Below are 23,802 nucleotides of genomic sequence, written 5' to 3'. Positions count from 1 at the left end.
GGCTCCGACCCTGGCTCACGACCTGGACGGCGGGTGCTTCGACCAGACCGATCTAAGCCCTCCTACTGGACCCGTCGCGGCCCAAGGCCTCTCACAGATAGGACATCGTGATCAGCACTGCACAGACAACGACCGAGACCACTCAAGCTGAGACCTTGACGATCGCCGCCGCGCAGCCGCCGGTGACCTGCGACCCGGCCATGAACGGCGCCCAGATCCGTGACCTGATGCGCCGCGCCCACGATCACGGGGCCCGGCTGGTGCACTTCCCCGAAGGCGCCCTGTCCGGCTACGCCGGGCAGGACAAGCAGCACTACACCGGCTGGGACATCGACTGGGTACCCGTGCGGCGGGAGTTGGCCGCCATCAGGGCCCTCGCCGCCCAGCTCGGCCTATGGGTCGTCCTCGGCAGCAACCACCATCTCACCGGCGGAAACCGCCCCCACAACAGCCTCTACGTGATCTCCGACCGAGGCGACATCGTCAACCGCTACGACAAGCGCTACCTGTCACACACGGAGATCACTGGCTTCTACAGCCCCGGTTTCGCCCCCGTCACCATCGACGTCGACGGCTACCGCTTCGGTCTCGCGCTCTGCATCGAGATCAACTTCCCAGAGGTTTTCCTCGACTACCTCCACCGAGGCGTCGACTGCGTCCTGTTCTCCACCTTTTCCCACGACCCGATCTCCGACGTGATCGCCCGCGGACACGCCGCCACCACGAACCAGTGGATCAGCGTCTCCGTCCCCGCCCAATGCAGCACCGCCATGCCCGCCGGGGTCATCGGCCCTCACGGCGCCTGGCTCACCCGATGTGCCACCGACGGCAGCACCGACCTCGCGCGCGTCACCCTCAACCGCAACGCCCCAGAGCTGCGTATCGCCCTGCACGCCGCCCGGCCCTGGCGGGCCACCGCCCGCGACGGAACTATCTATCAACGACGACGTATAGACAACCCCGCGTAGCCAGGTCTGCACGGTAGGGTGACTGCTGCATCGATTTATGCCTCTGACTCATGTTCTACCTCCCTTCACACTGGCCAATGGCGCGGTGATCTAGGAGACGGCGATGGCGGACCCACGCGAGGTGAGCGACGCCTGGCGAGCGCTCGGACAGCAACTGGCCGGGTTCCGCAAAGCGGCCGGCCACACCCAACACTCGCTTGCTCCGAGAGTCAACTACGGACGCAGCACTATCGCGAATGTTGAGGTCGGCCGCCAGCAGGCGCCAAGGACCTTCTGGGAGCGCTGCGATCAGTTCCTTGCAGCGGACGGGCAACTGACAGCAGCCTACGATCGGCTTCAAACGCTCCGGCATGCGTCCCATCGTGCCGATCGAGTGGAGCCTGCCCGTGGAGCAACGTCAGCTGGGCACTTCGACATCGAGCCCTCGCAGGAGCCAGACATGCATCGTCGAGATCTCCTCACCGCCATCGCGGCGATCGCATCCTCTGGTGCCATTGCCGCACCTTCCAGCCCAAGGCGTCGCATCGGACTTGAGGATGTCGCAGAGCTCGCCAGCCGCACAGCACGGCTACGGCGACTCGACAACTACCTCGGCGGCGCCGACACCCTGCCGCTCTACGAAAGCGAAATCCACAGGACCATCACCTTGGTCCGCACGGGCATCTTCGGCGAAGCAACCGGCAATGCGATGCTGTCTCTGCTGGCCGAACAAACCCAACTCGCGGGCTGGGCAGCCTTCGACGCAGGGAGCACGCACCACGCGGCCACTCTGTTTGCCAGGAGCCGATCGATCGCCTTGGAAACCAGCAACCAACTCTTGGCCGCCAACGCACTGGCCCTCCTGGCCTATCAACGTGCGAGCCTCGCCCAACCTGACGTCGCCGCTGCTGAAGCATCGCAGCTGCCTGCAAACGCAGGACACAGCCCCGTCGTCCGGGCACTGCTGCTTGAGCGCCTGGCGTTCACCTACGCCGTCGCTGGCCTCGAGCGGCAGGCTGGTCACGCTCTCGATGCGGCACAAGATGCTCTCGACCAGCCCACCTCCGGGCCCGCACCCGACTGGGCAACATGGGTCGACCGCGACGAGATTCGGATCATGACTGGTCGCGTCTGGTCCGAACTGCGCCGGCCACTGCGTGCCTTACCAGAGCTGGAAGAAACCCTGCGCCGGTTCGATGACACGTACGCACGGGACAAAGCCCTCTACTCCACCTGGCTCGCTGACGCCTACCTCGACGCAGGAGAATGCGAACAAGCCGCCGAGGTCCTGATCCAGTCGAAGCGGCTGTGCGACGGGATCGCCTCCCCACGACCCGCCGCTCGCATCGACGCCGTCCGGGAACGCCTCACTCCCTACCGGCAAGTCGCTGCGGTCGCAGCGGTACTCGCATAGCCAGGTCCGTCATCGGCAATCTTGGCCGTCAGCGGAATCCGTGACGCTGCCCACCCACTGCAGGTAGGACGGAGAGCCAGCGGCTACCGGAATCGCGACGATCTCGGGGTTGGACCACTCATGATGATCCTTAAGGTAACTCTCCAATCGCGAATATGCTCCGACGCTGGACCTGAGCAGCACCTGCCACTCCTCGCCGGTGCCGAACGACCCTTCATGCCAAAAGGCCGACTCGACCGGCCCCGCAACCTGACCGCCAGCGGCCAGCCGCTCCCGCACCGCGCCCTGCATCAACCGCCGTGCGATCTCCCGACTCCCGGCCGCCGTGTACACGTACAGCACCTCGCTCATGAAACTGACACTACGCATCCAGACACCGCAAGTCAGGATGGGATCTCTTGCGAGGGCTTGCTCTGACAACGCCTTCACCGCGCTCGCTCCTCGGCGGGCGATCGGCTATCGCCCAGCGGCACCGGCGTGCCCGGGCACAGTAGGACCGGGCCCTAGTAACTCATCCGGCCAAAGTCGTCCCGCCACGGTACGTGCGTTTGGGGCTGCCGGACTCGGCGTCCGCCAGTACGCTCGCGGCCGTGGTGGACACGGCAGCGGTTCAGCAGGCACTGGCCAACCTGGCGACGCGGCTGGCAACCCCGGTGGACTTCATCAACATCCACCGCGCCAACAAGGACGAGGCGAAGCGAAATCCTCGCTATCGCAGCATGAGGTATGGCTCCTTCCTCCACGCATACGGGCCATTCGAGATGTTCTTCAACGAGTTGATCGGGGCACACGGGGGCCCCCGCCAGGGCACACCAGCGACCATGGACCGGATACGGGAGCGGATCGCCCAGCACCTGCAGATCCCGAACGTGACCCGCCAGTGGCAGGCCCGTGTGCGAACACAGCCCCTACCCGGCCGTGGCGGGCGGTGGCTCTGGACCACCATCCAGACCCAACGGCTGGGTGACTACCTCCGCGACGCCAAGGCAGTCCGCAACCGACTCGCCCACGGCGACGACCCCCACCCCGCACCGAACACGTCCGGCACGCTGTACGACCGCAAGGACGGCAAGACCTCCATCACACTGATGTGGGTCGAGGGCTTCGTGCAGGCGACACAGGACCTGGCGACGATCACCGCGCTGGAACTGACCAACGACACCACGCTCGTCCCCGACTGGCCGGAGCCACCGCGCACCGGCGTCAGCGCGAACCCTCCTCCACCCCCGTACGCGCTCACGCCTTAGGAATCAGCACTCCCGGGCGTCGGGCCCCGCGACGCGCGTCCGGCGATCACTCCGGCGTCGCGGCTTCGCCGGCCATCCCCGAGCGATCACGCCGCTGCTCACTCGCCTTCCTTTGCGATCCCACCGACACATGCCCGCTGCGGCACGGCGACGGCAACGCGCCCAGGTCAGACCGCGACCGGGTTGCAACAGGCTCGCCGACGTCGCTAGCACCATCGCCGAGCCCTCCCGACGCACCGCCCATCGTGATCCCAGCCAACGGCCCCGACCGCCCTCGAATCAGCAGCGCTCCAACCCGCCTCACGCGCCCGGACACTCACCCGATCCATCGGCACTCTCGGACCACTCAGCACGCATTGCACACCCACCGACAGTTCAGACGCGGCCCAGCACAAACCACCGCCGAAACAGATGAGCACCAACGGAGCACCAGCGTCCCAGCATACGGGACCGGCGGCCACAAAATGGGAAAGAAAAAGGCCGTGACCCCTGTTCTAGCAGGTCACGGCCTTGATCGCTTGTGCGCCCGAAGGGACTCGAACCCCTAACCTTCTGATCCGTAGTCAGATGCTCTATCCATTGAGCTACGGGCGCTCGTGCTCAGCCAGTGTACACACCCGGCTTTCGCGCGGAGACTCCGGGATTCGAACCCGGGAGGGGCTTTAAGACCCCAACCGCATTAGCAGTGCGGCGCCATAGACCAGACTAGGCGAAGTCTCCCTGGTGGCCCGCAGACCACCGCGCCCGAGGATACAGGTCGTCACCCACCGGGGGCAAAACGACTTCCGGGGTACGCCGACCGGGGCGGCCGGGCACCGTGTTTCGGCGCTGTGCGGCGACGTGATCGGGACTACGCTCCATCGATATGCAGGAGCAGCCGCCGAGCGAGCCGACCCGCCGAGAGCCTGCTGACCGAGCGCGTAAGCGCTCGGCGCGGGCCACCTTCACACCGCCGACGGCAGCCGAGCAGGCGACACCTCCGGCGGCTCCGGCCAGCCCGCGCCCACGGCGGGCCAAGGCCGCGCCGCCGGTGCTCTTCCAGCCACCGGAGCCGGACCGGCCGCTGCCCCGACAGCCGAGCCGTCCGCCGGCCAGGGCGACAGGCACCGACGCCGACGAGCCGAGCACGGCACCGAGCGCCGACCAGCCGAGCGAACCGGGCCAGTCGAGCGCGGCAGCCAGCGTCGACCAGCCAGAGGCACCGAGCGCGGCAGCCAGCGTCGACCAGCCAGAGGCACCGAGCGCGGCAGCCAGCGTCGAGCAGTCAGAGCGACCGAGCGCGGCGGCGAGCGTCGAGCCGGCGGTCCGGACGCCCAAGGCACCGGCGACCCGTGCCCGCAAGACCGCCACCCGGACGGCGACCGACAGGGCAGCGCCGCCGGCGCCGACCGATGCGACGCCGGTCACGCCGACACCGGTCGAGGGCACACCGGCTCCGAGCCCCCCGGCTCCGAGCACCCCAGCGCTGCCCGCCCCGCGTAAGCGCGCCGCGAGCCCACGCAAGGCCGCCTCACCCAAGGCCACCCCACCCAAGGCCACCCCACCCAAGGCCACCCCACCCAAGGCCACCGCGCCGAAGAAGCGCACCCCAAGACCCACACCAGAGGCCAGCCCGGAAACGGCCAGCCCGGAAACGGCGTCCCCAGCCACCCCAGGGGCGCTCTCACCGCGTACCCCGGAATCTGACCTGCGCGCGGTGGCCGCGCGCCTGCGCGACCACCCGGGCTTCGCTCCGGAGCTGCTGGCGCTGTCGGCGGTGGAGTCGCTCGGGCCCGGCGCGGCCGACTGGGCCGAGCGGCTGCGGACCCGCTACCCGGGCGCGTCGGCGGACGGCCTGGCGCGGCTGGCGACCCGGCGGTTCGTGCGGTCGGCGGGCGCGGGCGGGGCCGCGGCCGCGCTGGCCGGGCTCTTCGCGCCGTTGGCCGAGTTGGCCTCGGTGCTGTGGACCCACTCGAACCTGGTGCTGCACCTGGCGGCGGCGTACGGCAGGGATCCGGCCCATCCGGACCGGGCCGCCGAGCTGCTAGTGCTGACCCAGGTGCACCCGGATCCGGAGAGCGCGCGTGCCGCGTTGGCCGCCGCTCGGGCGGCGGACGACCCGGTCGAGGGTGCGTGGCCGCGGGCGGCGGAGGCCGCCTGGCGGCTGGCGGCGCCCCTCACCGCGCAGGCCGGTGGGTGGCTGGCGTTGCGTCTGGCGTCACGGCTGTTGCCGGGCGCGGCGGTGCTCGCCGCGGCGCTGGGCGACGCGGCGGCGGCGGACCGGCTCGCGGCCCGCGCGGTGGCCGTCTACCGGCCGCGTCAGAGCCAGTCGAACCACTCCCGGGGCAGCAGCGCGTAGCCGACGAAGGCCACCACGTCGAGCAGGGTGTGGGCGATGACCAGCGGCATCACCCGCCGGGTACGCAGGTAGAAGAGGCTGAAGATCACGCCCATCACCGCGTTGCCGACGAACGCGCCGAAGCCCTGGTAGAGGTGGTACGACCCGCGCAGCAGCGCACTGGCCGCGATGATCGCGGCGAGCCGCCACTGGAGCTGACGCAGCCGGGTGACCATGTAGCCGACCACGATCACCTCCTCCAACACGGCGTTCTGCACGGCGGCGAGGATCAACACGGGGACCGCCCACCAGACCTGCGGCAGCGCGGCCGGCACCAGCGTCGCGTTGAGGCCGAGCTGGGCCGCGACGAAGAACAGCGCCAGCCCGGGCAGGCCGATCAGCGCGGCGAGGCCGGCGCCGCGCGCCAGGTCCTGGCCGGGCCGCCGGGCGTCCAGGCCGAGGGTCCGCGCCGGGTCGCCGGGGTCACGGCTGAGCAGGTGTACGGCGAGCAGCACCGGCAGCAGCGCGAACACGATGCCGAGCAGCTGGTACGTCAGGTCCAGCCAGGGGCGGGCCGACGCCGAGGTGTTCAGCGAGGCGGTCTGCTTGGAGAGCGGCCCGTCGGCGGTCAACTTCGCGATGATCGACACCACCGCGTAGACCGCGGACTGGCCGAGGGACAGGCCGAGGACCAGCAGCGTCTCGGTCCCCAGGAGCCGGCGGGACACCGGGCGGGTCAGCTCAACGGTCACCGCACCACTCTGCCCGACGGGCCGCCGCCCTGGCAGGGCCGACCGGCCGGCGTGAACCGATCGCACATTCTGTGCGACCGATCGACACTCTCCGTGGACATTCTATGGGCGCCCGATCCGCTGCCGTCTGGAGAAGGAGCGCCCTCGTGGATGACGTCGCGCGGCTGCTGAAGGAGAGCTGGACCCTGGTCGAGGAGGACCGGGACCGGCTCAGCGGGCACTTCTACGCCCGGCTGTTCCTGCTCGACCCCGCCCTGCGTCAACTTTTTCCGGTGCAGATGACCGGCCAGGGTGACCGCCTGTTGGAAGCGATCATCACGGCCATCCACGCGGTGGACGACCCGGAGAGCTTCGACGAGTTCCTTCGGGCGTTGGGCCGTGACCACCGTAAGTACCACGTTGACGACCGGCACTACGCGACGATGGGCGTCGCGCTGCTGGACGCGCTGCGCAGCACCGCCGGCGACGGATGGAACCTGGAGTACGACCAGGCGTGGCGGGACGCATACGCGGCGATATCGGCAAAGATGATGGCCGGGGCGGCGGCCGACGACAACCCGCCGTTCTGGCACGCCGAGGTGCTGACCCACGAGCGGTACGGCCCGGACACGGCCGTGCTGACCTGCCGGGCGTTGCAGCATCCGCTGCGCTGGGAGGCCGGGCAGTACGTCAGCCTGGAGGTGCCGCGGCACCACCCCCGGGTGTGGCGGACGTACTCGGTGGCGAACGCCCCGAATGACGACAACATCCTGGAGTTTCACGTGCGGACGCCGGGCGCGGGCTGGGTGTCCGGTGCGTTGGTCCGCCGGGTCCAGCCGGGTGACCTGCTGCGGCTGGCCGCGCCGATGGGTTCGATGATCCTGGACCGGTCGTCGGAACGGGACATCCTCTGCGTGGCCGGCGGGGTCGGGCTCGCGCCGATCAAGGCGCTGGTGGAGGAGTTGGCCTCCTACAACCGGACGCGGTGGGTGCACGTCTTCTACGGCGCCCGGCAGGCGGCCGACCTGTACGGCCTGGCCGGGTTGCAGGAGTTGATGGCCGTACACCCGTGGTTGTCGGTGACGGCGGCGTGCAGCGACGACCCGGACTTCGACGGCGAGGTGGGTGACATTCCGGACGTGGTGGCCCGCTACGGCCCGTGGACCACCCACGACTGCTACGTCTCCGGCTCAGCCCGGATGGTCCGGTCCACGCTGCGGGTGCTGGCCGCGGACGACGTGCCGCCCCCGCACATCCGCTACGACACCTTCGGCGACCTCTAGACGTTCCTCCCCCCACACCGGGGCGCGTGCCCCTGCCCCCTGGGGCGCGCGCCCCGGTCCCCCTCGTTGGTCAGTACCGCCAGGGTTGCCCGGTCTCCCGGTATTCCTCCACCGGCACGAGCGGCACGCCGGGTGCCATCCGGTCGACGTAGAGCCGGCCCTCCAGGTGGTCGATCTCGTGTGCGACGAGCCGGGCCATGCCGAACTCGAACGAGGTGATGATCCGGCTGCCGTCCCACTGGGCGTGCTCCACGTCCAGTCGCAGCGGACGGGGCACCAGACCCCGGTGGTCGAAGAAGGAGAGGCAGCCCTCGTACTGCTCGTCGGTGTCCGGGTCGCCGTCGACGACCCGGGGGTTGAGCAGCACGACCGGCTCGGCCGCCCGGTCCGGAGGCCGCACCACGGCCGCCGCCCGGCCGATGCCGAGCTGCGGGGCGGCGACACCCACCCCCTTGCTGAACGGGTGCAACTCGTCGAGCCGGACCACGACCGCGGTCAGCCGGTCGACGATGTTGCGGGCCACCTGTTCCTCGGCGGGCAGGTCGAACGGGCGGGCCCGCTGGCGGAGCAGGTCGGCGCCGCGCTGGACGATGCCGATCCCGCGCATCCGGTCGCTGGGCCGCACCCGGGTCCCGGCGGTGTCGACGTCCGGTTCGGTGTCCGGGCGGGCGCGGAGGCGCCACTGCATCCGGTAGCGGGCGTTCAGCGGAGGGTCGTCGGTCTGCCAGTCGAAGATCGCCCGGTCGCCCTCGTCGTGTCGCTGCGGCGCCGTACGCAGCGGGCCCTCCTCCGCCGAGAGCGAGGTCTCCACGCCCCAGACCTGCGGGTCGAGCGCCGCCGGCAGGTCGAGACGTACGGCGAGGTGCCGGGTGGGCAGGCGGACGGCCCGCTGGAACCACGGCCCCCACTTGTCCTGGCCGACGCTGTACGCGTACTCGATGGTGGCCCGGTCGCCGGGGTAGAGCGGGAAGCGCCGCTCACCGTTCTCGAAGAGCAGCCAGATCTCCTTGAACGCGTCCCGGTCGTGTTTGGCCCGCCAGTGCATCGGCTCCGGGTCGCCGCCGCCGTCGTCGCGGCGGGCCTGTAGTTGCAGCTCGGCGAAGGTGAGGGGGTGCTCCCGGTGGTGCCGGTTGGAGCGGCCGGGGTCGTTCGGGTAGCGGTCGACGGCGACCCGGACCAGGTAGCGGGTGACCGGCTCGGTGCCGGCGTTGTACAGCTCACGGTGGATGACGCACCGGTAGCCGCCGTCGGTGTGGACGAGGGTGGCCGTTTCCCGCTCCACCACGAGACCGGTGCCGGGTGGCAGCCACTGGCCGGGAAGGGGTGACTCCCGTGGCGGTTGGCCGGAGCGGGCGTGGCGGACGTCGTCGTACTCCCGGAAGCGCTGCCAGATCGCGCCGCCGGCCTCCAGGACGGACTCGGCGCGGCGGGCGAAGTCCTCGGTGGGGCGGTGCCGGCGCCCTTCGACGTGGCTGACGTAGGACGGGTCGAACCCCATCAGGATGGCCAGTTGCTTCTTGGACAGCCCTCGCCCGGTCCGCTGTCGGGCGAGCTCGGCCGCGAAGGAGTCGGCAGCCCGATCGAGGGGGGAGATCGTCATCGGCTTCCTCGTGGCCGGGAGTATTAGTTTCACGTTCCGTGGCCGAGCGCACACGCATATGGCACCTTGCCGACACACCACTTGACAATCCAGCGAGGGACGTCGATCCTGCCGCCCCTTATTGTCACGGCCGCCGTTGCTGGCAACCCCCGTCCGGCCGGCGGAGTTCTTTCTTCCGTGAGAGTTGATGCGAGTTTCGACACGTTCGTCGAACAGAGGTCCGCAGCGCTCCTGCGCCTCGCGTACCTCCTCACCGGGGACCGTGGCCACGCAGAGGACCTGCTGCAGACGGCCCTGCTCCGTACGATGCGTCGCTGGCCGAAGGCCCGTGACGCACCTGAGCCGTACACCCGGCAGGTGATGGTCAATCTGTCTCGCGACCGGATCAGGGCTCTTCTGCGGCGCCCCCGGGAGACGGCGCTGCCGGACAACCCCGATGCGTTCCGCTCCCCCGATCCCGGATTCGACGGCATCGGGGAGCGGCAGACGGTCACCGCCGCGTTGGCGCAGCTACCGATCCGGCAGCGACAGGTGATCGTCCTCCGGTATTTCGAGGACCTGTCCATCGAGCAGACGGCGGAACTCGTCGGCTGCTCGACCGGAACGGTCAAGTCGTACACCTCGCGCGCGTTGTCCCGGCTGCGCGAACTGCTCGGCGACTTTCACGAGACCCAAGAGGTAAGGGCTTCCCAATGACCGCTTTCGACGACGAACAGCTGGGCCGACTGCTGGGCGACCGGCTACACGAGGAGACGTACGCGATGAACGCACCATCGGGCCTCACCGAGACCCTCCACCGCAAGAACAGGCGCCGCACCCGGACCCTGGGTCTCGCCGCTGCCGTGCCGGTGATCGCCGCCGCCGCGGTGGCCGCCTCGCTGGTCCTCACTCCCGGGGGCGGCAGCAGCACCACACCGGAGACCGCCGACATGTTCACCGTCAGCTACGTCGCCGAGCAGACCGCCACCGCACTGAGCGAACTGCCCACATACATCCGGTACGAGAAGTCCGCACACCAGGGCCGCGACGGCAAGCCGGCCAGCATGATCGAGGCCTGGAGCGACCCCACCAGCAAGCGGGAACGGCAGGACAACCAGATCTTCTTCGGCGAGACCCGCTCGTTCACCGTCGTACTGGACGGTTCCGCCGCCACCGAGTTCAACCATGACAAGAAGAAGTGGTGGACCTTCGAGGTCAACCAGCTCGGGGCCGCCGCCAGCAACCGGATCCAGTCGCTGCCGCCGGGGCTCAACCCCACCGATTTCAAGCGCGCGGTCGACAGCGGGAAGGTGACGCTTGTCGGCAAGGAGACGGTGAACGGCAAGCAGGCCCTGCACCTGCAGTGGCTGGGCGGTCCGGGCAGCGCCATGGACAAGGCGAAGGCGGCCGAGGAGTCGATGCAGATCTGGGTCGACACGAAGTCCTACCTGCCGGTACGCGTGGTCGCCAAGGGCTTCACCGGCACCACCACCAGCGACTACGAGTGGCTGCCCCGCACCGCTGAGAATCAGGCGAAGCTGGAGGTCCCCCCGCCGCCCGGCTACCAGAAGCTGTCCTGCACTCCGACGCCGGCCAAGGACTGCGGCCTGAACGACTGAGCGCGCTGCCGAGGCCCCGGATCGCGGTACGTGATCCGGGGCCTCACCTGTCGTCCCGGTCTGGGGGCCGATGCCGGAATCGCCGCCGGGTTGCCGCCGGGTTGCCGTCGGGTTGCCGTCGGAAACTTGTCGCCCACGTTCCGACACTCACTGAGACCAGCCGGCTTTGTTAGGCTAGCCTTAGCTCAGGACGGCACGGGTCGTCCGCCGGGGCACGCTCCCGGTCAGTCGGACGGGGGACGACTCAGGTGACAGCGGTGATGCCGAGGCGGGACGTGACCGCCACGCCGCTCGCCCCCGTCACCGCGGCCCTGCGTTCCATGTTCGGCACCGACGACCTGCCCGGGCTCGCCCGGGGCCTGCTGGTCGACGACGAGTTCGGCTGGGCGCCAGCCACCACCCTGATTGACGGCAGCCGGCTGCCGGAGCTGCTGCGCGCCGCCGCCGTCCGCTGGGGCGGCACCCCGCATGCCTGCGCGGCGCTGGCCTGGAAGTCGTACAGCTACTGGACGGCGCTTCCGGTCGTGCTCGGCTGGGCCTCGGCCCGCCGGGTGCCCCTGCTCGACCCGGCCGACGTGCTGATCCACTTCGAGGACCACCGCCCTCTGCTGACGCTGGGCCTGCGGCGCAGCACCGCCGTGGCGGTCCTGCCGAGCGACCCCCTGGCGCTCGCCGGCCTGCCGGAGGTCCGCGTCGTCTCCGACGAGGCGGAGCTGCTGGCCGTGTTGCGGGCCTCCCTGCTCGACGCCCACCTGGCTCCGCTGATCACGGCGATCCAGGCGGAGGTCCGGGTGGGCACCCGTACGCTGCTCGGATCGGTGGCCTCCGGCATCGCGCACGGCATCCTGCGTGCCGCGGACGGGCTGCCCGGTTCCACGGTGCAGAGCATCGACACCCTGCTCGGCGCGCTCGACCTGGCCGACCTGGTCGAGCTGGTGCCGGGGCCGGGCGGCGAGCCGAGTGTGCAGCGACGCACCTGCTGCCTCGCGTTCACGCTGCCCAGCCCCAAGGTGTGCCAGGGCTGCTGCGTCCGGAGCTGACACCTCAGTCGGTCAGCTGCCGCACGTCCCACACCCACACGCCGCCGGTGAAGACCGGCTGGATCCCGGTCAGCTCGGTCATCCCCCGGCGCAGTGCCGCCTCGTGCTCGTGCGGCCCGAGGATGACCACCCCGGCCCGCCAGTAGCGCAGATCATCGACCGCCTTGACCCGGCTCTGTGGCGTGATCGGTGGCACGGCTCCGGTGCGCCGGATGGTGGCGAAGAAGCTGCTGGTGGGGCGGGGAGGGGCACCGAACAGCGCGACCTTCGGCGCCTCGGCGTTCGGCCGGGTGTCCGGGCCGAGGAAGTAGCCGCGGGCCAGCGGCATGTCCAGCCGGGTCACCGCGGACCAGCGCAGCGGCTCCGCGTAGTTGGTGTCCGGCAGCGGCAGAGTCACCACACTGCGCCCACCCGTCACATAGGGCCGCCACGCCCCACTCGTCACGAAGGACGGGACGGGGTCGAGGTCGACCACGGGCAGCGGGGTCGGCAGGATCGGCAGCAGGGCCATGGTGAGCACGGTGGCGGTGGCGAAACGGATCTGCGGCCGGGCAGCGGGGTGCGAGCGGGCCAGCTCACGAGCGCGCTCGGCACCGTACGCGAGCAGCAACCCGACGATCGGGGTGATCGCCAACGCCCACCGGGTCGGCACCACCGAGTGCAGGATCGGCAGGTTCTCCAGCGCCGCCCACGGCCCCGGCACCCCGGTGCCCCGACCGTCGAAGCGGACCTCCCGGCCCAGCGAGAGCACCGCGAAGAGCAACCCGAGCGCACCCAACGCGAGCACCACGATCGATCGGCGCATCCACCAGACCAGGGCGATCGCCAGCACCAGCAGCGCCCAGCCGAAGAAGCTGTTCTCCTCGGTCGGGTTCTTGGCCAGGCCCGCCGCGGTGCGGGGGCTGCCGGCGAGGGACTCCCGGGAGTACGCGACGAACGAGGCGAGGTCGCTGGAGTAGCCGCGGATCAGGCGGGACAGCCCGGAGTAGGCGCCCGGTCCGAAGAACTGCACGTACAGCGGGTACGCCAGCAGGACACCCGCGACTACCGCGGCGACGGCCAGGCCGGCGAGGAACGGCCGCGCCCGCGCCCGTAGGGCCGGGCGGCCGAGGGCGAGTACGCCGACGACCACGCCGAGACCGATCGCGGTCATCAGCAGGATCTCCAGGTTGAGGAACGCCTGCCAGACGATCACCAGCGCGAGCAGGACGCCGTTGCGGAGCCAGCGGCCGGGCTCGCCGAGACGCAGCGTGCGCCAAATGATCAAGGGGACGACGAACTGCGACACGATGTTCGGGTGTCCGTTGGCGTGCGACACCATGGCCGGCGCGAACGCGCAGAAGCCGGCGCCCAGCCAGGCCGGGCCTCGGGCACCGATCAGGACCCGGGACAGCAGGAGGTACCAGGCGGTGGCGGTGGCAATCATTCCGAGGGTGAGAAAGGCCAGGAAACTCGCGCGTGGCCCCAGGAGCAGGGTGACCGGCGTCATTGGCAGCGAAATGGATAATACGGACGTATTCGCCATCAGATTCACGCCGTCCGGCACGTTCATCCGGTCCGAATGAAAAGGGTAGGCAAAATGCGTGACGACCCGCGCACCGTGCGCCATCATCCATTCGAACTGCGACTGATCGGACCGGTTGTCCCGCACCCCGCTGCCCGGGTCCAACCAGAGCCGCCCGGTGACCCAGAAACCGAGCGCCACGAAGCTCAGCACCGCGACCAGGTCGGCCCGCTTCCCGTTGCGGCGCAACGGCGCACCGTCGTCGACCGCGCCCGCCGTCGACCGTGTGGCCGGGCCGCCGTCGGGCACGGGCGAGCGGTCGCGCGGGGCAGCCGGACCCTCGCCGGACACAGCCGGACCCTCGCCGCGCGCGTCCGGTTCAGGAGTAGTCATGACAATTCGTAGGGTAGCCAGCGTATGACGTCGCCGTGACATGTTTCGGGGTACTGCCGTACTATGTGCCGGGTTCGCCGACCGCCGATCACGTGCCCACCCCCGACCACAATTCGGCTACCCCGATGCCCCGATTCTTCTGCCGTCCCAGTGGATGATTCACTCTGTCGGTCCAGGCACGGGTCGAGTTCATATCGTGAGGAATCGACGCATGGCAGAAATCACTGGGGATCAGCGCGTCCAGTCCGAGGTGCTGGAGGGCCTGGCGACAGCTGTCAACCACCGTCGCTGGTTCGTCGAACTGGCGGTGCCGTACCTCGGCGACGACCCGATCGAGATCGGCAGCGGTCTCGGTGACTACGCGCTGGAATGGTCACAGCGGCTGCCCCGGTTCACCGCCACGGAGGCCGACCCGGACCGGCTGGTGCAGCTCAAGGAACGCCTCGCCGACCAGCCGAGCATCGATGTCCGACAGATGCTGCTGCCGCACAACGACCAGGGGCACTACAGCGCCGCGGTCTCGTACAACGTGCTGGAGCACATCGAGGACCACGTGGGCGCGCTGCGCAGCATGCGCGACCTGGTCCGCCCCGGCGGCGCCGTGATCATCATCGTGCCGGCTTTCGAGTTCGCGATGAGCCCGGCCGACATCGCCACCGGGCACGTCCGCCGCTACACCAAGAAAAGCCTCGAAGCGGCGATGACCGCGGCCGGCCTGACGGTGGAGAAGATCCACTACGCGAACGCGCTCGGGCTGATCGGCTACTTCATGGCGACCAAGGTCTTCCGCCTGATGCCGAAGGAGGGCCCGATGGTCAAGGTGTACGACACCCTGGTGCTCCCGGCGACAAAGGCCGCCGAACAACTCGTCCGCCCGCCGTTCGGCCAGTCCGTCTTCGCCGTGGCGCGAGTCCCCGCCTGACCGCACCCCGCCACCCCCGCGATCTTGCACCCGCCCACAGGCGAAAAGTACAAGATCGCGGGGGTACGGCTCACTCCTTGATCTGGTACGTCGGGCGGATCACCGCTCGCGCCAGGGTGTGGAAGGTCAGGTTGAAGCCCACGTAGGCGGGGCTGGCGTCCGGGGTCAGGTCCAGGCGGTCCACGTCCAGGGCGTGCACCGCGAAGACGTACCGGTGCGGGCGGTCACCGGGCGGCGGAGACGCACCGTCGTAGCCCTGCTCGCCGTAGTCGTTACGGACCGAGAACGCCCCACCCAGGTCGGTGCCCGCCGCGCCACCCGCACCGCTGGGCAGCTGGGTGACGCCGACCGGCACGTTCACCAGCAGCCAGTGCCAGAAGCCGCTGCCGGTCGGCGCGTCGGGGTCGAAGCAGGTCACCGTGAAGCTTTTGGTCTCGGCGGGGAAATCCGACCAGGTCAACTGCGGGGAGACGTTCTCACCACCGGCGCTGGCGTGCGCGTGCCGGACGTCCATCGGCTCGCCGTTCTGCACGTCGTCGCTGGTCAGCGTGAACGAGGGCACCGTCGGCAGCAGCTCGTACGGGTCCGGGGCGATCGGTCGTTCCAGGGTCATCGGGACGCGTCCTTCCGGAGTGGGCAGATACCTGCCTCTTCATACCCCTTCCCCGCTGCGGAACGACCGATTGTGGGGGGTGTGCCGGATCACGGGGCGACGGTTAGGGTGATTTCCCTGCACCATTCCACGGGGGAAATTTCTTGCTCAGCATCTGGCGGGACTTTCTGGTCGCCGTCGTCGGCGCCCTGCGCAAACCGGACGAGCACGCGCTCGCCGAGGAGCGTCGCCGCGCCGTCGAACGGCTCGCCGACACGACGATCCGCGAGGCCCGACGGGACGAGCCCGAGGGCACGTAGCCGTCGGCGATCAACGGGTCCAGGAACGAAGCGTTCGTACAACTCGCCCGCTGGGATGGTCGGCAACTCCGTCACCGCCACCGCTCGCACCGCCGTCCTGGCGGTGGTGGGCATCTCCCCAATCATCGGCCCGCACCGGATTCGGGCCTGTCGGCGGACTGGTCACGAGCGGCGTCCTCCCGCCTCAGGGCGCGGCGGCCTAGCCGCTGCCCCTCCGGGTCAACGGCCAACCGCACCACCAACTACCGGGAGTGAGTTGCTGATCGGACATGGAGGCACCTCGCAGCATCGGGCACATCGCGTACCCCGACCATAGGCAGCAATGAGATGTCCGTCGATGAGCGGAGGGTGTGGGATTCGAACCCACGAACGGCTCAACGGCGCTCGCCACTGCCGCACCGGCCGTACAACCTGCGAACTCCTGAGCCGGAACAGTCTGTCGGAAATCCTAGGCGGGACTGAGGAACACCTTGTCGAGATCGGGCATTTGGTCAGTTTCGTGGTAGAACCTGAAACTCACCGGCCCTGCCGTCAGATCGACAGGGAAGGTGAAGACCTTCGGCGTCAGCCAATCGCCTCCACCCGCCACCGTGAACGTTCGCGGGCTCGCACCGTTGACGCCGACCTTGAGAGGCCGCGAAACGGCACTTTCGTAGGAGACCGACACGTTCCATCGTCCCGCTACGGCGACAGCGGTGTGGACCACGAGATAGTTGCTTCCCCCGAGGTAGATGACCTTGGCACCGCCCTCGCAGGTCGGGCACTTCCCCACCAGTGCGCCGTGCAGCTCGTTACCCGGGTCCTCCGCCTGCACGGCGACCGGACTGGCCGCTGGAAACGGGGGCGGAGTGGGCGACGCCGGTCGTGGCGTGGCACCTGCCGCAGCTCGCGGCGTGACCGGTGACCCCGATCCGGCCGGGGTGGGCACAGCCGCAGCCGAAACGGTAGTCGCCGAGGGTGTCGGTGACGATTCGGATGTGGCGGACCCCCCAGGGGTGGGGGTGGCCGCCGGCGGGGTGGCGAGGGCCGGACCGGAGGCGACCTGGTCGGGCGCGCCGCCGGTCATCCAGGGCAACACGACGGCTTGGCCGGTTGTGTGATCGGGACGTGCGCTGAGGCTGACCGCGAGGACGGCCAGAAGCGCGCCGAGGAATCCGGCGGTGAACGCGAAACGCCGCGGACCGGACCAACCCCGCACATTCGCCCGACGCGCGCCCTGATACCTGTCGCTTCCACCACCCGAACCCGGGCGGACCCGCCGCGCGTTGATCCTATCGATCACTGCTGTTTGCTGTTGCTGGTTCTTGCCAGCTTCTGTGCCCATACCGACGTCCCCTCGACCAGGCCCAGTGCTGGGCATTCGGCTGATAGGACGGACAAAGGCACCGGCAGGTTCACCCAACCTGCGAATGTAACGTCGCTGTCGGACCTGTTCGCGCGCACGCCATCAGGGCGTAAAGAAAGCTCGCTGACGGTCTCGGAGACACCACCGGCTGCGAACCAGCGCTACGCGGCGATCGGCGGAGGGTGTGGGATTCGAACCCACGAAGACATCGCTGCCTTACCGGTTTTCAAGACCAGCGCCATCGGCCACTAGGCGAACCCTCCCGGACCGCCACCCGTGAGTGCGCGGCCATGAACAGTCTGCCACGGCGCTCGCCGGCAGGCTCAGCGTCCCTCCCCGAAAGCGCCGGCCAGACCGCAGCAGCGACGTCCACTGTGGCGTGATCGACTCGGGATCCCTGAAACCGGGGCGTCCCGACGACTCCGATGGCCCGGTTTCCTACAACCCGAGTTGATCAAGCGCCGACCCGACCCGGGGGTGCGCCTGCGGCGGGGAGCGCGGCGGGTGAGACTGGGGGCATGCGAGCCATCACCGTTACGCAGCCCGGTGGACCCGACACGCTGGTCTGGGCCGAAGTCCCCGATCCCGAGCCCGGCCCCGGCGAGGTGATCGTCCGAGTCCGGGCCAGCGGCGTCAACCGTGCCGACCTGCTGCAACGGCAGGGGCACTATCCACCGCCGCCGGGCGCGCCCGCGTACCTCGGTCTGGAGTGTTCCGGGGTGATCGACGCGATCGGCCCGGAGGTGACCGGATGGGCGGTCGGCCAGGAGGTCTGCGCGCTGCTGGCCGGCGGCGGGTACGCCGAGCGGGTGGCGGTCCCCGCCGGCCAACTGCTGCCCGTGCCGGCGGGCGTGGACCTGGTCGACGCCGCGGCGCTGCCGGAGGTGGCCTGCACGGTCTGGTCGAACGTGGTGGGGGTGGGCCGGCTCGGTGCCGGCGACACGCTGCTGGTGCACGGCGGGGGCAGCGGGATCGGCACGTTCGCGATCCAGTTCGGGGCGGCGCTCGGTGGCACGGTGCTGGCGACCGCCCGCACGGCGAAGCATTCCCGGCTGCGTGAGCTGGGCGCTGCGCACACGATCGACTACCGGGAGCAGGACTTCGTCGAGGAGGTCCGCAAGGCCACCGACGGTCACGGCGCAGACGTCATCCTCGACATCGTGGGTGCGTCCTACCTGGGGCGCAACGTCGCCGCGTTGGCGACCGGCGGCCGGCTCGTGGTGATCGGGATGCAGGGTGGCCGCAAGGCCGAGCTGGATCTCGGGGCGTTGCTGGCCAAGCGGGCCAGCGTGTCGGCAACCGCGCTGCGCTCCCGGCCGCTGGTGGAGAAGGCGGAGATCGTCCGGGGCGTACGCGATGAGGTGTGGCCGTTGGTCGCGGCCGGCGCGGTACGGCCGGTGGTGGACCGGCGGCTGCCGATGGCCGAGGCGGCCGAGGCGCACCGGCTGGTCGAGGCGAGCGACCACGTCGGGAAGGTGCTACTCACCCTCGGGTGAGGCAGGCGGCAGCAGGAGGCGGGCGCCGGGGCCTTCCTTGGCGAGGTTGTCGCCCGGGTTGTTGAGCATGCAGCGTTGCAGGGACAGGCAGCCGCAGCCGATGCAGCCGTCGAGGTCGTCGCGGAGCTTGGTGAGCAGTCGGATCTTCTCGTCGAGCCGGCCGCGCCAGCTCGCGGAGAGCCGCGCCCAGTCGGCCGGGCTGGGTGTACGTCGTTCGGGCAGCGATTCCAGCGCCTCGCGGATCTCGTCGAGTGAGACGCCGACCTGCTGGGAGATCCGGATGAAGGCGACCCGCCGCAGCTCGGCGCGGGCGTAGCGGCGCTGGTTGCCGCCGGTACGGTCGGCGCGGATCAGGCCGAGCCGCTCGTAGTAGCGCAGCGCGGACGGTGCCACCCCGGACCGGGCGGACAGATCCCCGATCGTCAATGAGTCCTGCATCACCCGGTCCTTGAGTTGAAGCGCACTTCAAGTCACAGAGTAGTGGCATGACCACGACACTCACCCCCGACACCGTCGACGCCCCGGAACGGGACCGGTTCCTGCTCTCCAAGGGGCACGTCCGGCCGCGTACTACGCGGTGCTCGCCGCCCACGGCTTCATCCCCGAGGACTGGCTCGACGACCTGGGCGGGCCGCAGAGCCGCCTCGGCCACCACCCGGACCGGGTGCTGGTGGTGGAGATCAGCTCCGGCTCGCTCGGCCACGGCCTCGGGCTGGGCGTCGGCACCGCCCTCGGCCTGCGCGCGCAGGGCCTGCTCACACCCCGGGTGTACGTGCTGCTCGGCGACGCCGAACTGGACGAGGGGTCCAACCACGAGGCGATCGCCTACGCGGGCGCGACCGGCCTGGAGAGCCTGACCGCGATAGTGGTCGACAACTCGTCCGCCACGCACGGGTGGGCGGGCGGCATCGCCAGCCGGTTCACCCTCAACGGGTGGACCGCCGACACGGTCGACGGCCGCGACCACACCGCCCTGTACACGGCGCTGACCGGGCACCGGCCGGGACAACCGCACCTGGTGGTCGCCCGCGTCGAGAGGAAGGGATGACCGTCGTGCGTACCGCCTTCATCGACACCACGATCGATCTGCTCGACGAGGACCCCCGCGCCGCGCTGGTGCTGGCCGACATCTCGGTCAGCCAGTTCGCCCCGGCCGGGCAGCGGCACCCCGACCCGGGTGCTCAACGTCGGCATCCGGGAGCAACTGATGATCGGCGTGGCCGCGGCCTCGCCCTGACCGGGCTGCGACCCATCGTGCACTCGTACGCGACGTTCCTGGTGGGCCGGGCGGACCTGCGCCGGTACGGCGACGCGGCCGACCACATCCGGTGGCACGGGCTGGACGCCGCCGGCCTACGGCGGTCGATCAGCGGGTTCCTGGGATCAGCGCGCGGGTGACACGGCGGGACGGCGGCGGGCGCGTTCCCGGCCGAGGATCCAGATCGCCTCGACGCCGTCCTTCCAGGTGATCTTCTTGCCCTCTTCCCGACCGCGTGCCCGGTAGCTGATCGGCACCTCGTACGGGCGGATGCGGCGGCGCAGCAGCTTGCCGGTCACCTCGGCCTCCATGCCGAAGCCGCGCGAGCGCACCTCCAGCGACCGGTAGAGCGCCACCGGCATCAGCTTGAAGCAGGTCTCCAGGTCACCGATGTACGAGTTGAACAGCACGTTGGCCGCCATCGTGACGCCCTTGTTGCCCATCACGTACCAGAAGCTGTAGGCGCTGTGGCTGCCGAAGGTGCGATTGCCGTAGACCACCGTGGCCCGCCCGTCGAGCACCGGGTCGAGCAGCTTGGGGATGTCCTGCGGGTCGTACTCCAGATCGGCGTCGAGGATGACCATGTAGTCGCCCTCGGCGCTGTCCACCGCGGTCTTGATGGCCGCGCCCTTGCCGGCGTTGCGCTGGTGGGTGATGACCCGCAGACGCGCGTCGTCGGCGCGACCGAGGATCTCGCCGGTGCCGTCCCGGCTGCCGTCGTCGACGACGACAAGCTCGATCTCGCAGGGATAGTCCACCGCCAATGCCTGCTTGAGGGCATCCGCGATGCGTTCTTCCTCGTTGTAGACCGGCATGAGGATCGAGAGCTTCACGGGAATCTCCACGGTGGCGACAACACGTCGGGCATAGCCTAGCCTGGCTGGTCAGCTCGACGCTGGCCGCCATCGTCGGGCGGTCGGCGTGGCGGGTTCAGGCGGATGGTGTTTACTTCCGGCCATGTCGGCTGCCGGCTCCCTGCTCGCGGCGGTTCCCGCCGCCTCGGTGCTCCTGCTCACCGTCACGACGAGGCCGCGCGAGGTCGGCGCGGTGGCTGTGCTGCGACTCGCCGTGGTACGCGCCGCCCTGCTCACGGCAGCGTACGCGGTGCTCGTCGTCGAGGTTCTCGGCGCGTTGCACGCGCTGACCCGAACCGCGTTCACCGTCTCCTGGCTGCTCTTCCTGGCCGTCACCGCGATAGCCGCCGGCCTGCGGCAGCGGCGGGCGACCCGGGTCGCGCAGCCGCCCGCCGCCGTACTCCGGCCGGTGCCGGTCGGTGCCGTGGTGTCCGGCGGTGGCCCCGGGACATCCGCTCCGGTCGACGACGGCGGTCCGGCCGAACCCGCCGCCACGCCCGCCGGGACCGGCCGCTCGCTCGCCGGCCTACTCGCCGTGGCGGTCGACACCTGGCGTACGGCGGGTCGGGGCGAGCGGCTGCTCGCCGGCACGGTCGGCGGGCTGGTCCTGGTGGAGCTGCTGGCCGCGTTGCTGGCCGAGCCGAACAACTTCGACTCGCAGACGTACCACCTACCGAAGGTGGAGCACTGGGTCGCCCAGGGTGACCTGGACTTCTGGCCCACCGCGATCCACCGACAGGTGACCATCCCGCCCGGTGCCGAATACCTGCTGCTGCACCTGCGCCTGCTCACCGGCGGGGACGCGCTGCACAACCTGGTGCAGTGGGCCGCCGGGGTGCTGTGCCTACTGGTGGCCGCACGGATCACCGCGCAGCTCGGCGGTGGCCGGCGGGCCCAGTTGCTGACCGCCTTCGTCCTGGCGACGACGCCGATGGTGGCCCTCCAGGCGACCAGCACGCAGACCGACCTGGTCTGCGCGGCGTGGGTGGCGTGCGCGGCGACCCTCGTGCTGGACGGCCTGCGCCGGCGGACCGGCTGGGGCACGCTGCTCGGCCTGGGGGCGGCCACCGGTCTGACCGCGGTGACGAAGACCAGCGGCCTCATCGCGGTCGGCCCGCTGCTGGTGCTGTGGGGGCTGGCCCAGCTCCGACTCGTCCTGGCCAGCCGGGCACCGGCCGGCCGGGTGCGGGTCGGCGGGGTGGGTCGCGTCGTCGGCGGCTCGGTACTGATCCTGCTCGTCGCCGCCGTGGTCGTCGGTCCGTTCCTGGCCCGGGTGACCGCCGAGTTCGGGCACCCGCTGGGGCCGCCCCGGTTGCGCGAGTCCATCCCGATGGAACGACACGACCCGGCGTCCATCCTGGTCAACGCGCTACGGATCGGGCACACGGCGTTCGACACGCCGGTGGGGCCGCTGCGCCGGGTCGGGGCCGACGCGATCATCGGCGGCGCCGACGCGATCGGGGTCGACCCGCAGGACCGCGCCATCACCTTCGGTCGGGAGATCTTTCCGGAGCCCGCCTGGTATCCGGACGAGGACCGGGTGGCGTTCCCGATCGCCGGTGCGCTGACGTTGATCGGTGCGGCCGTCGCACTCGCCCGACCGCGTCGGATCGACCCCGGGCAGATCGGGCCGCTGCGCGCGTACGCGGTGGTGGTGCTGGCCACCGTCCTGCTGCACACGTCAATGATCAAGTGGCAGCCGTGGGGCAACCGGCTGATCCTGTACGCCCTGGTGCTCGCGGTGCCGCTGGCCGGGCTCTGGCTCGACGCGCTCCTCCGTCGCCACACCAACCCGGCAGCCGGTACGGCCGGAGTGGCGGCACGACGGTCGGTGGCCACGGTCACGGCGGCCACCGTGCTGGCCACCTCGGCGCTGGCCGGGGTGCTCGCGCTGTCCTACGGCTTCCCGCGCCGGCTGGTCGGCGCCGGCTCGGTCTTCACCACCTCGGACTGGGACACCCGGTTCCTGCGTCGCCCCCAGTGGGCCGACGAGTTTCGCTGGGCCGCGGCAGCGGTCCGCGACAGCGGTGCCCGCCGGATCGGGCTGGTGCAGCAGAACGACAACTGGGAGTACCCGTGGTGGCTGCTGCTGCGGCAGCCCGACGGAGGCTCGCCGGAGCTGGTGGCGTTGCAGTCGGTGCTGCCGGAACGCCCGCCGGCCGATCCGTCCTCGGTGGACGCCATCGTCTGCACGGGCAGCGAGCCGGCCTGCGCCAAGCTGGTTCCGGCCGGCTGGCGGCTGGAGTTCCGGGACTACGTCGGCTACGCGCTGCCGCCCGGCCGCTGACCGGGCGACAGGGGCCCTGGCGTCGGCCAGGGCCCCTGGTCGCTCACTTGTCGCGCGGGATGAGGACGAGCCGGGCCACGCCCTTGTCGCCGTCCTTGGCACCGGCGACACCGAGCGTCGTACCGACCTTGACGTCGCTGGCCTGCACGGTGGCCCGATGCTCGACGACCCGCAGGTCGTCGCCGAAGGTCCAGGTCATGGTGAAGCCGTCGGTGGACTTGACGGTCATCGAGTCGCCGTCGATCGCGGTCACCTCACCACGCTGCACGGCGACGGTCTGCGTACCGCCGTCCTTGGTCTTCACCACGGCCTCACCGTGCAGGGTGTTCTTGCGCAGCAGCACACGGGCCTGGCGGCGCTTGCGCCAATCCTCGCCCCGCTTCTGCTTGGCCTTGTCCTGCGCGGTGGGGGAGGCACCGGGCGTGGGGGTGGCCGGCGCGGCGACGGTCTGCACGTCCAGGTCGTCGGCGTCGAAGCCCATCGCCGCCAGCGCCTGACCCTCGACCCCCATCGCGGCGGCGACGTCGACGGCCGCCTCGCGGGCGGGCTGGCTGGCCACCTCGGCCGCACCGCAGCCGCTGACGCCGAGCGTGACCGCCGCGAGCAGTGCCGTGGTGCCGGTGGCGAATCCCCAACGTGGCATGACGTTCCCTC

At 70.4% G+C, this 23,802-nt stretch carries 21 protein-coding genes, 3 tRNA genes and 2 pseudogenes; 14 read left to right on the top strand and 12 right to left on the bottom strand.

Features of this window, described 5'->3' with window-relative positions:
• Nucleotides 1-155: 155 nt before the first annotated feature.
• Both O7620_RS25980 and O7620_RS25975 read left to right on the top strand, forming a co-directional pair.
• A complete protein-coding gene (locus O7620_RS25980) occupies nucleotides 156-968 on the top strand; it encodes a carbon-nitrogen hydrolase family protein (protein ID WP_278125675.1) in 813 nt (270 codons plus the stop codon).
• A gap of 103 nt (nucleotides 969-1,071) precedes the next feature.
• Nucleotides 1,072-2,361, top strand: a complete 1,290-nt coding sequence (locus O7620_RS25975; protein WP_278125673.1) for a helix-turn-helix transcriptional regulator — start codon at nucleotides 1,072-1,074, stop codon at nucleotides 2,359-2,361.
• A 9-nt stretch (nucleotides 2,362-2,370) separates the two neighbouring features.
• Here the strand turns inward: O7620_RS25975 and cutA are convergent, their stop codons facing one another.
• Complete coding sequence (gene cutA / locus O7620_RS25970; RefSeq protein ID WP_278125672.1) at nucleotides 2,371-2,712, bottom strand: divalent-cation tolerance protein CutA; 342 nt, start codon at nucleotides 2,710-2,712, stop codon at nucleotides 2,371-2,373.
• A gap of 239 nt (nucleotides 2,713-2,951) precedes the next feature.
• Between cutA and O7620_RS25965 the strand changes: the two genes are divergently transcribed.
• Nucleotides 2,952-3,608 carry a hypothetical protein gene (locus O7620_RS25965; protein WP_278125671.1) on the top strand — a complete coding sequence of 219 codons (657 nt, stop codon included), beginning with the start codon at nucleotides 2,952-2,954 and terminating at the stop codon, nucleotides 3,606-3,608.
• A gap of 521 nt (nucleotides 3,609-4,129) precedes the next feature.
• Here the strand turns inward: O7620_RS25965 and O7620_RS25960 are convergent.
• Both O7620_RS25960 and O7620_RS25955 read right to left on the bottom strand, forming a co-directional pair.
• A tRNA-Arg gene (locus tag O7620_RS25960) sits at nucleotides 4,130-4,202 on the bottom strand.
• Nucleotides 4,203-4,237: 35 nt separating this feature from the next.
• Nucleotides 4,238-4,328 (bottom strand) — tRNA-Ser (locus tag O7620_RS25955).
• A 145-nt stretch (nucleotides 4,329-4,473) separates the two neighbouring features.
• Here O7620_RS25955 and O7620_RS25950 point away from each other — a divergent pair.
• Nucleotides 4,474-5,946: a hypothetical protein gene (locus O7620_RS25950; RefSeq protein WP_278125670.1), complete on the top strand. Its 1,473-nt coding sequence runs from the start codon at nucleotides 4,474-4,476 to the stop codon at nucleotides 5,944-5,946.
• Here the strand turns inward: O7620_RS25950 and O7620_RS25945 are convergent.
• The gene (locus tag O7620_RS25945) at nucleotides 5,907-6,677 is read right to left on the bottom strand and encodes a CPBP family intramembrane glutamic endopeptidase (RefSeq protein WP_278125669.1); all 771 of its coding nucleotides are present in this window, start codon (nucleotides 6,675-6,677) and stop codon (nucleotides 5,907-5,909) included. The genes O7620_RS25950 and O7620_RS25945 overlap by 40 nt on opposite strands.
• 146 nt (nucleotides 6,678-6,823) lie before the next feature.
• Here O7620_RS25945 and O7620_RS25940 point away from each other — a divergent pair, with 146 nt between their 5' ends.
• On the top strand, nucleotides 6,824-7,939 hold the full coding sequence (locus tag O7620_RS25940) for a globin domain-containing protein (RefSeq protein WP_151490129.1): 1,116 nt from the start codon (nucleotides 6,824-6,826) through the stop codon (nucleotides 7,937-7,939).
• A gap of 70 nt (nucleotides 7,940-8,009) precedes the next feature.
• Here the strand turns inward: O7620_RS25940 and O7620_RS25935 are convergent, their stop codons facing one another.
• Nucleotides 8,010-9,539, bottom strand: a complete 1,530-nt coding sequence (locus O7620_RS25935; RefSeq protein ID WP_278125668.1) for a peptide deformylase — start codon at nucleotides 9,537-9,539, stop codon at nucleotides 8,010-8,012.
• Between the two features lie 177 nt (nucleotides 9,540-9,716).
• On the opposite strand from O7620_RS25935, the gene O7620_RS25930 reads away from it, so the two are divergent.
• From O7620_RS25930 to O7620_RS25920, 3 genes are all read left to right on the top strand, one after another.
• Nucleotides 9,717-10,235, top strand: coding sequence for a SigE family RNA polymerase sigma factor (locus tag O7620_RS25930; protein WP_278125667.1), 519 nt, complete (start codon nucleotides 9,717-9,719; stop codon nucleotides 10,233-10,235).
• Nucleotides 10,232-11,137: a hypothetical protein gene (locus O7620_RS25925; RefSeq protein WP_278125665.1), complete on the top strand. Its 906-nt coding sequence runs from the start codon at nucleotides 10,232-10,234 to the stop codon at nucleotides 11,135-11,137. Before O7620_RS25930 ends, O7620_RS25925 begins: the two co-directional genes overlap by 4 nt.
• Before the next feature lie 260 nt (nucleotides 11,138-11,397).
• Nucleotides 11,398-12,177 (top strand): IucA/IucC family C-terminal-domain containing protein, encoded by a 780-nt coding sequence (locus O7620_RS25920; protein WP_278125664.1) that lies wholly within the window; start codon nucleotides 11,398-11,400, stop codon nucleotides 12,175-12,177.
• Between the two features lie 4 nt (nucleotides 12,178-12,181).
• Here the strand turns inward: O7620_RS25920 and O7620_RS25915 are convergent, their stop codons facing one another.
• Nucleotides 12,182-14,074 (bottom strand): hypothetical protein, encoded by a 1,893-nt coding sequence (locus O7620_RS25915; RefSeq protein ID WP_278125663.1) that lies wholly within the window; start codon nucleotides 14,072-14,074, stop codon nucleotides 12,182-12,184.
• Between the two features lie 211 nt (nucleotides 14,075-14,285).
• On the opposite strand from O7620_RS25915, the gene O7620_RS25910 reads away from it, so the two are divergent.
• The gene (locus O7620_RS25910) at nucleotides 14,286-14,996 is read left to right on the top strand and encodes a class I SAM-dependent methyltransferase (protein WP_278125661.1); all 711 of its coding nucleotides are present in this window, start codon (nucleotides 14,286-14,288) and stop codon (nucleotides 14,994-14,996) included.
• A 70-nt stretch (nucleotides 14,997-15,066) separates the two neighbouring features.
• On the opposite strand, the gene O7620_RS25905 is transcribed toward O7620_RS25910, so the two are convergent.
• Nucleotides 15,067-15,609, bottom strand: coding sequence for a YbhB/YbcL family Raf kinase inhibitor-like protein (locus O7620_RS25905; protein WP_278125659.1), 543 nt, complete (start codon nucleotides 15,607-15,609; stop codon nucleotides 15,067-15,069).
• Between the two features lie 143 nt (nucleotides 15,610-15,752).
• Between O7620_RS25905 and O7620_RS25900 the strand changes: the two genes are divergently transcribed.
• A complete protein-coding gene (locus tag O7620_RS25900; protein ID WP_278125657.1) occupies nucleotides 15,753-15,908 on the top strand; it encodes a hypothetical protein in 156 nt (51 codons plus the stop codon).
• Between the two features lie 448 nt (nucleotides 15,909-16,356).
• Here O7620_RS25900 and O7620_RS25895 read toward each other — a convergent pair whose 3' ends face one another.
• Together O7620_RS25895 and O7620_RS25890 are read right to left on the bottom strand one after the other, a co-directional pair.
• Nucleotides 16,357-16,722, bottom strand: a complete 366-nt coding sequence (locus tag O7620_RS25895) for a hypothetical protein (RefSeq protein ID WP_151490118.1) — start codon at nucleotides 16,720-16,722, stop codon at nucleotides 16,357-16,359.
• Between the two features lie 707 nt (nucleotides 16,723-17,429).
• Nucleotides 17,430-17,516: transfer RNA gene (locus O7620_RS25890), tRNA-Ser, on the bottom strand.
• Between the two features lie 255 nt (nucleotides 17,517-17,771).
• Here O7620_RS25890 and O7620_RS25885 point away from each other — a divergent pair.
• Nucleotides 17,772-18,749, top strand: coding sequence for an NAD(P)H-quinone oxidoreductase (locus tag O7620_RS25885; RefSeq protein WP_278125655.1), 978 nt, complete (start codon nucleotides 17,772-17,774; stop codon nucleotides 18,747-18,749).
• On the opposite strand, the gene soxR is transcribed toward O7620_RS25885, so the two are convergent.
• The gene (soxR, locus tag O7620_RS25880) at nucleotides 18,732-19,187 is read right to left on the bottom strand and encodes a redox-sensitive transcriptional activator SoxR (protein ID WP_151490116.1); all 456 of its coding nucleotides are present in this window, start codon (nucleotides 19,185-19,187) and stop codon (nucleotides 18,732-18,734) included. The genes O7620_RS25885 and soxR overlap by 18 nt on opposite strands.
• Before the next feature lie 59 nt (nucleotides 19,188-19,246).
• Here soxR and O7620_RS25875 point away from each other — a divergent pair.
• Nucleotides 19,247-19,797, top strand: a pseudogene (locus O7620_RS25875) (transketolase); the annotation flags it as partial.
• A 5-nt stretch (nucleotides 19,798-19,802) separates the two neighbouring features.
• Nucleotides 19,803-20,039: pseudogene (locus O7620_RS25870) on the top strand (transketolase); the annotation flags it as partial.
• 93 nt (nucleotides 20,040-20,132) lie between these two features.
• Here O7620_RS25870 and O7620_RS25865 read toward each other — a convergent pair.
• Nucleotides 20,133-20,840, bottom strand: a complete 708-nt coding sequence (locus O7620_RS25865; RefSeq protein ID WP_278125653.1) for a glycosyltransferase family 2 protein — start codon at nucleotides 20,838-20,840, stop codon at nucleotides 20,133-20,135.
• Between the two features lie 124 nt (nucleotides 20,841-20,964).
• Between O7620_RS25865 and O7620_RS25860 the strand changes: the two genes are divergently transcribed.
• Complete coding sequence (locus O7620_RS25860) at nucleotides 20,965-23,148, top strand: glycosyltransferase family 39 protein (RefSeq protein ID WP_278125651.1); 2,184 nt, start codon at nucleotides 20,965-20,967, stop codon at nucleotides 23,146-23,148.
• 43 nt (nucleotides 23,149-23,191) lie between these two features.
• Here the strand turns inward: O7620_RS25860 and O7620_RS25855 are convergent, their stop codons facing one another.
• Nucleotides 23,192-23,791: a hypothetical protein gene (locus tag O7620_RS25855; protein WP_151490114.1), complete on the bottom strand. Its 600-nt coding sequence runs from the start codon at nucleotides 23,789-23,791 to the stop codon at nucleotides 23,192-23,194.
• Nucleotides 23,792-23,802: the final 11 nt, after the last annotated feature.

It is taken from the genome of Micromonospora sp. WMMD710, from assembly GCF_029626045.1.
GTDB lineage: Bacteria > Actinomycetota > Actinomycetes > Mycobacteriales > Micromonosporaceae > Micromonospora.
Note: the sequence above shows the minus strand (reverse complement) of the source record. Positions and strands in the feature narration are given on the sequence as shown.

Excerpts from the sequence above, each read along its gene's own strand:
- O7620_RS25975 (WP_278125673.1), top strand. The coding sequence starts at position 1,072 with ATGGCGGACCCACGCGAGGTGAGCGACGCCTGGCGAGCGCTCGGACAG.
- cutA (WP_278125672.1), bottom strand. The coding sequence starts at position 2,712 with ATGAGCGAGGTGCTGTACGTGTACACGGCGGCCGGGAGTCGGGAGATC.
- O7620_RS25950 (WP_278125670.1), top strand. The coding sequence starts at position 4,474 with ATGCAGGAGCAGCCGCCGAGCGAGCCGACCCGCCGAGAGCCTGCTGAC.
- O7620_RS25935 (WP_278125668.1), bottom strand. The coding sequence starts at position 9,539 with ATGACGATCTCCCCCCTCGATCGGGCTGCCGACTCCTTCGCGGCCGAG.
- O7620_RS25925 (WP_278125665.1), top strand. The coding sequence starts at position 10,232 with ATGACCGCTTTCGACGACGAACAGCTGGGCCGACTGCTGGGCGACCGG.
- O7620_RS25920 (WP_278125664.1), top strand. The coding sequence starts at position 11,398 with ATGCCGAGGCGGGACGTGACCGCCACGCCGCTCGCCCCCGTCACCGCG.
- O7620_RS25915 (WP_278125663.1), bottom strand. The coding sequence starts at position 14,074 with ATGACTACTCCTGAACCGGACGCGCGCGGCGAGGGTCCGGCTGTGTCC.
- O7620_RS25910 (WP_278125661.1), top strand. The coding sequence starts at position 14,286 with ATGGCAGAAATCACTGGGGATCAGCGCGTCCAGTCCGAGGTGCTGGAG.
- O7620_RS25905 (WP_278125659.1), bottom strand. The coding sequence starts at position 15,609 with ATGACCCTGGAACGACCGATCGCCCCGGACCCGTACGAGCTGCTGCCG.
- O7620_RS25885 (WP_278125655.1), top strand. The coding sequence starts at position 17,772 with ATGCGAGCCATCACCGTTACGCAGCCCGGTGGACCCGACACGCTGGTC.
- soxR (WP_151490116.1), bottom strand. The coding sequence starts at position 19,187 with ATGCAGGACTCATTGACGATCGGGGATCTGTCCGCCCGGTCCGGGGTG.
- O7620_RS25860 (WP_278125651.1), top strand. The coding sequence starts at position 20,965 with ATGTCGGCTGCCGGCTCCCTGCTCGCGGCGGTTCCCGCCGCCTCGGTG.
- O7620_RS25855 (WP_151490114.1), bottom strand. The coding sequence starts at position 23,791 with ATGCCACGTTGGGGATTCGCCACCGGCACCACGGCACTGCTCGCGGCG.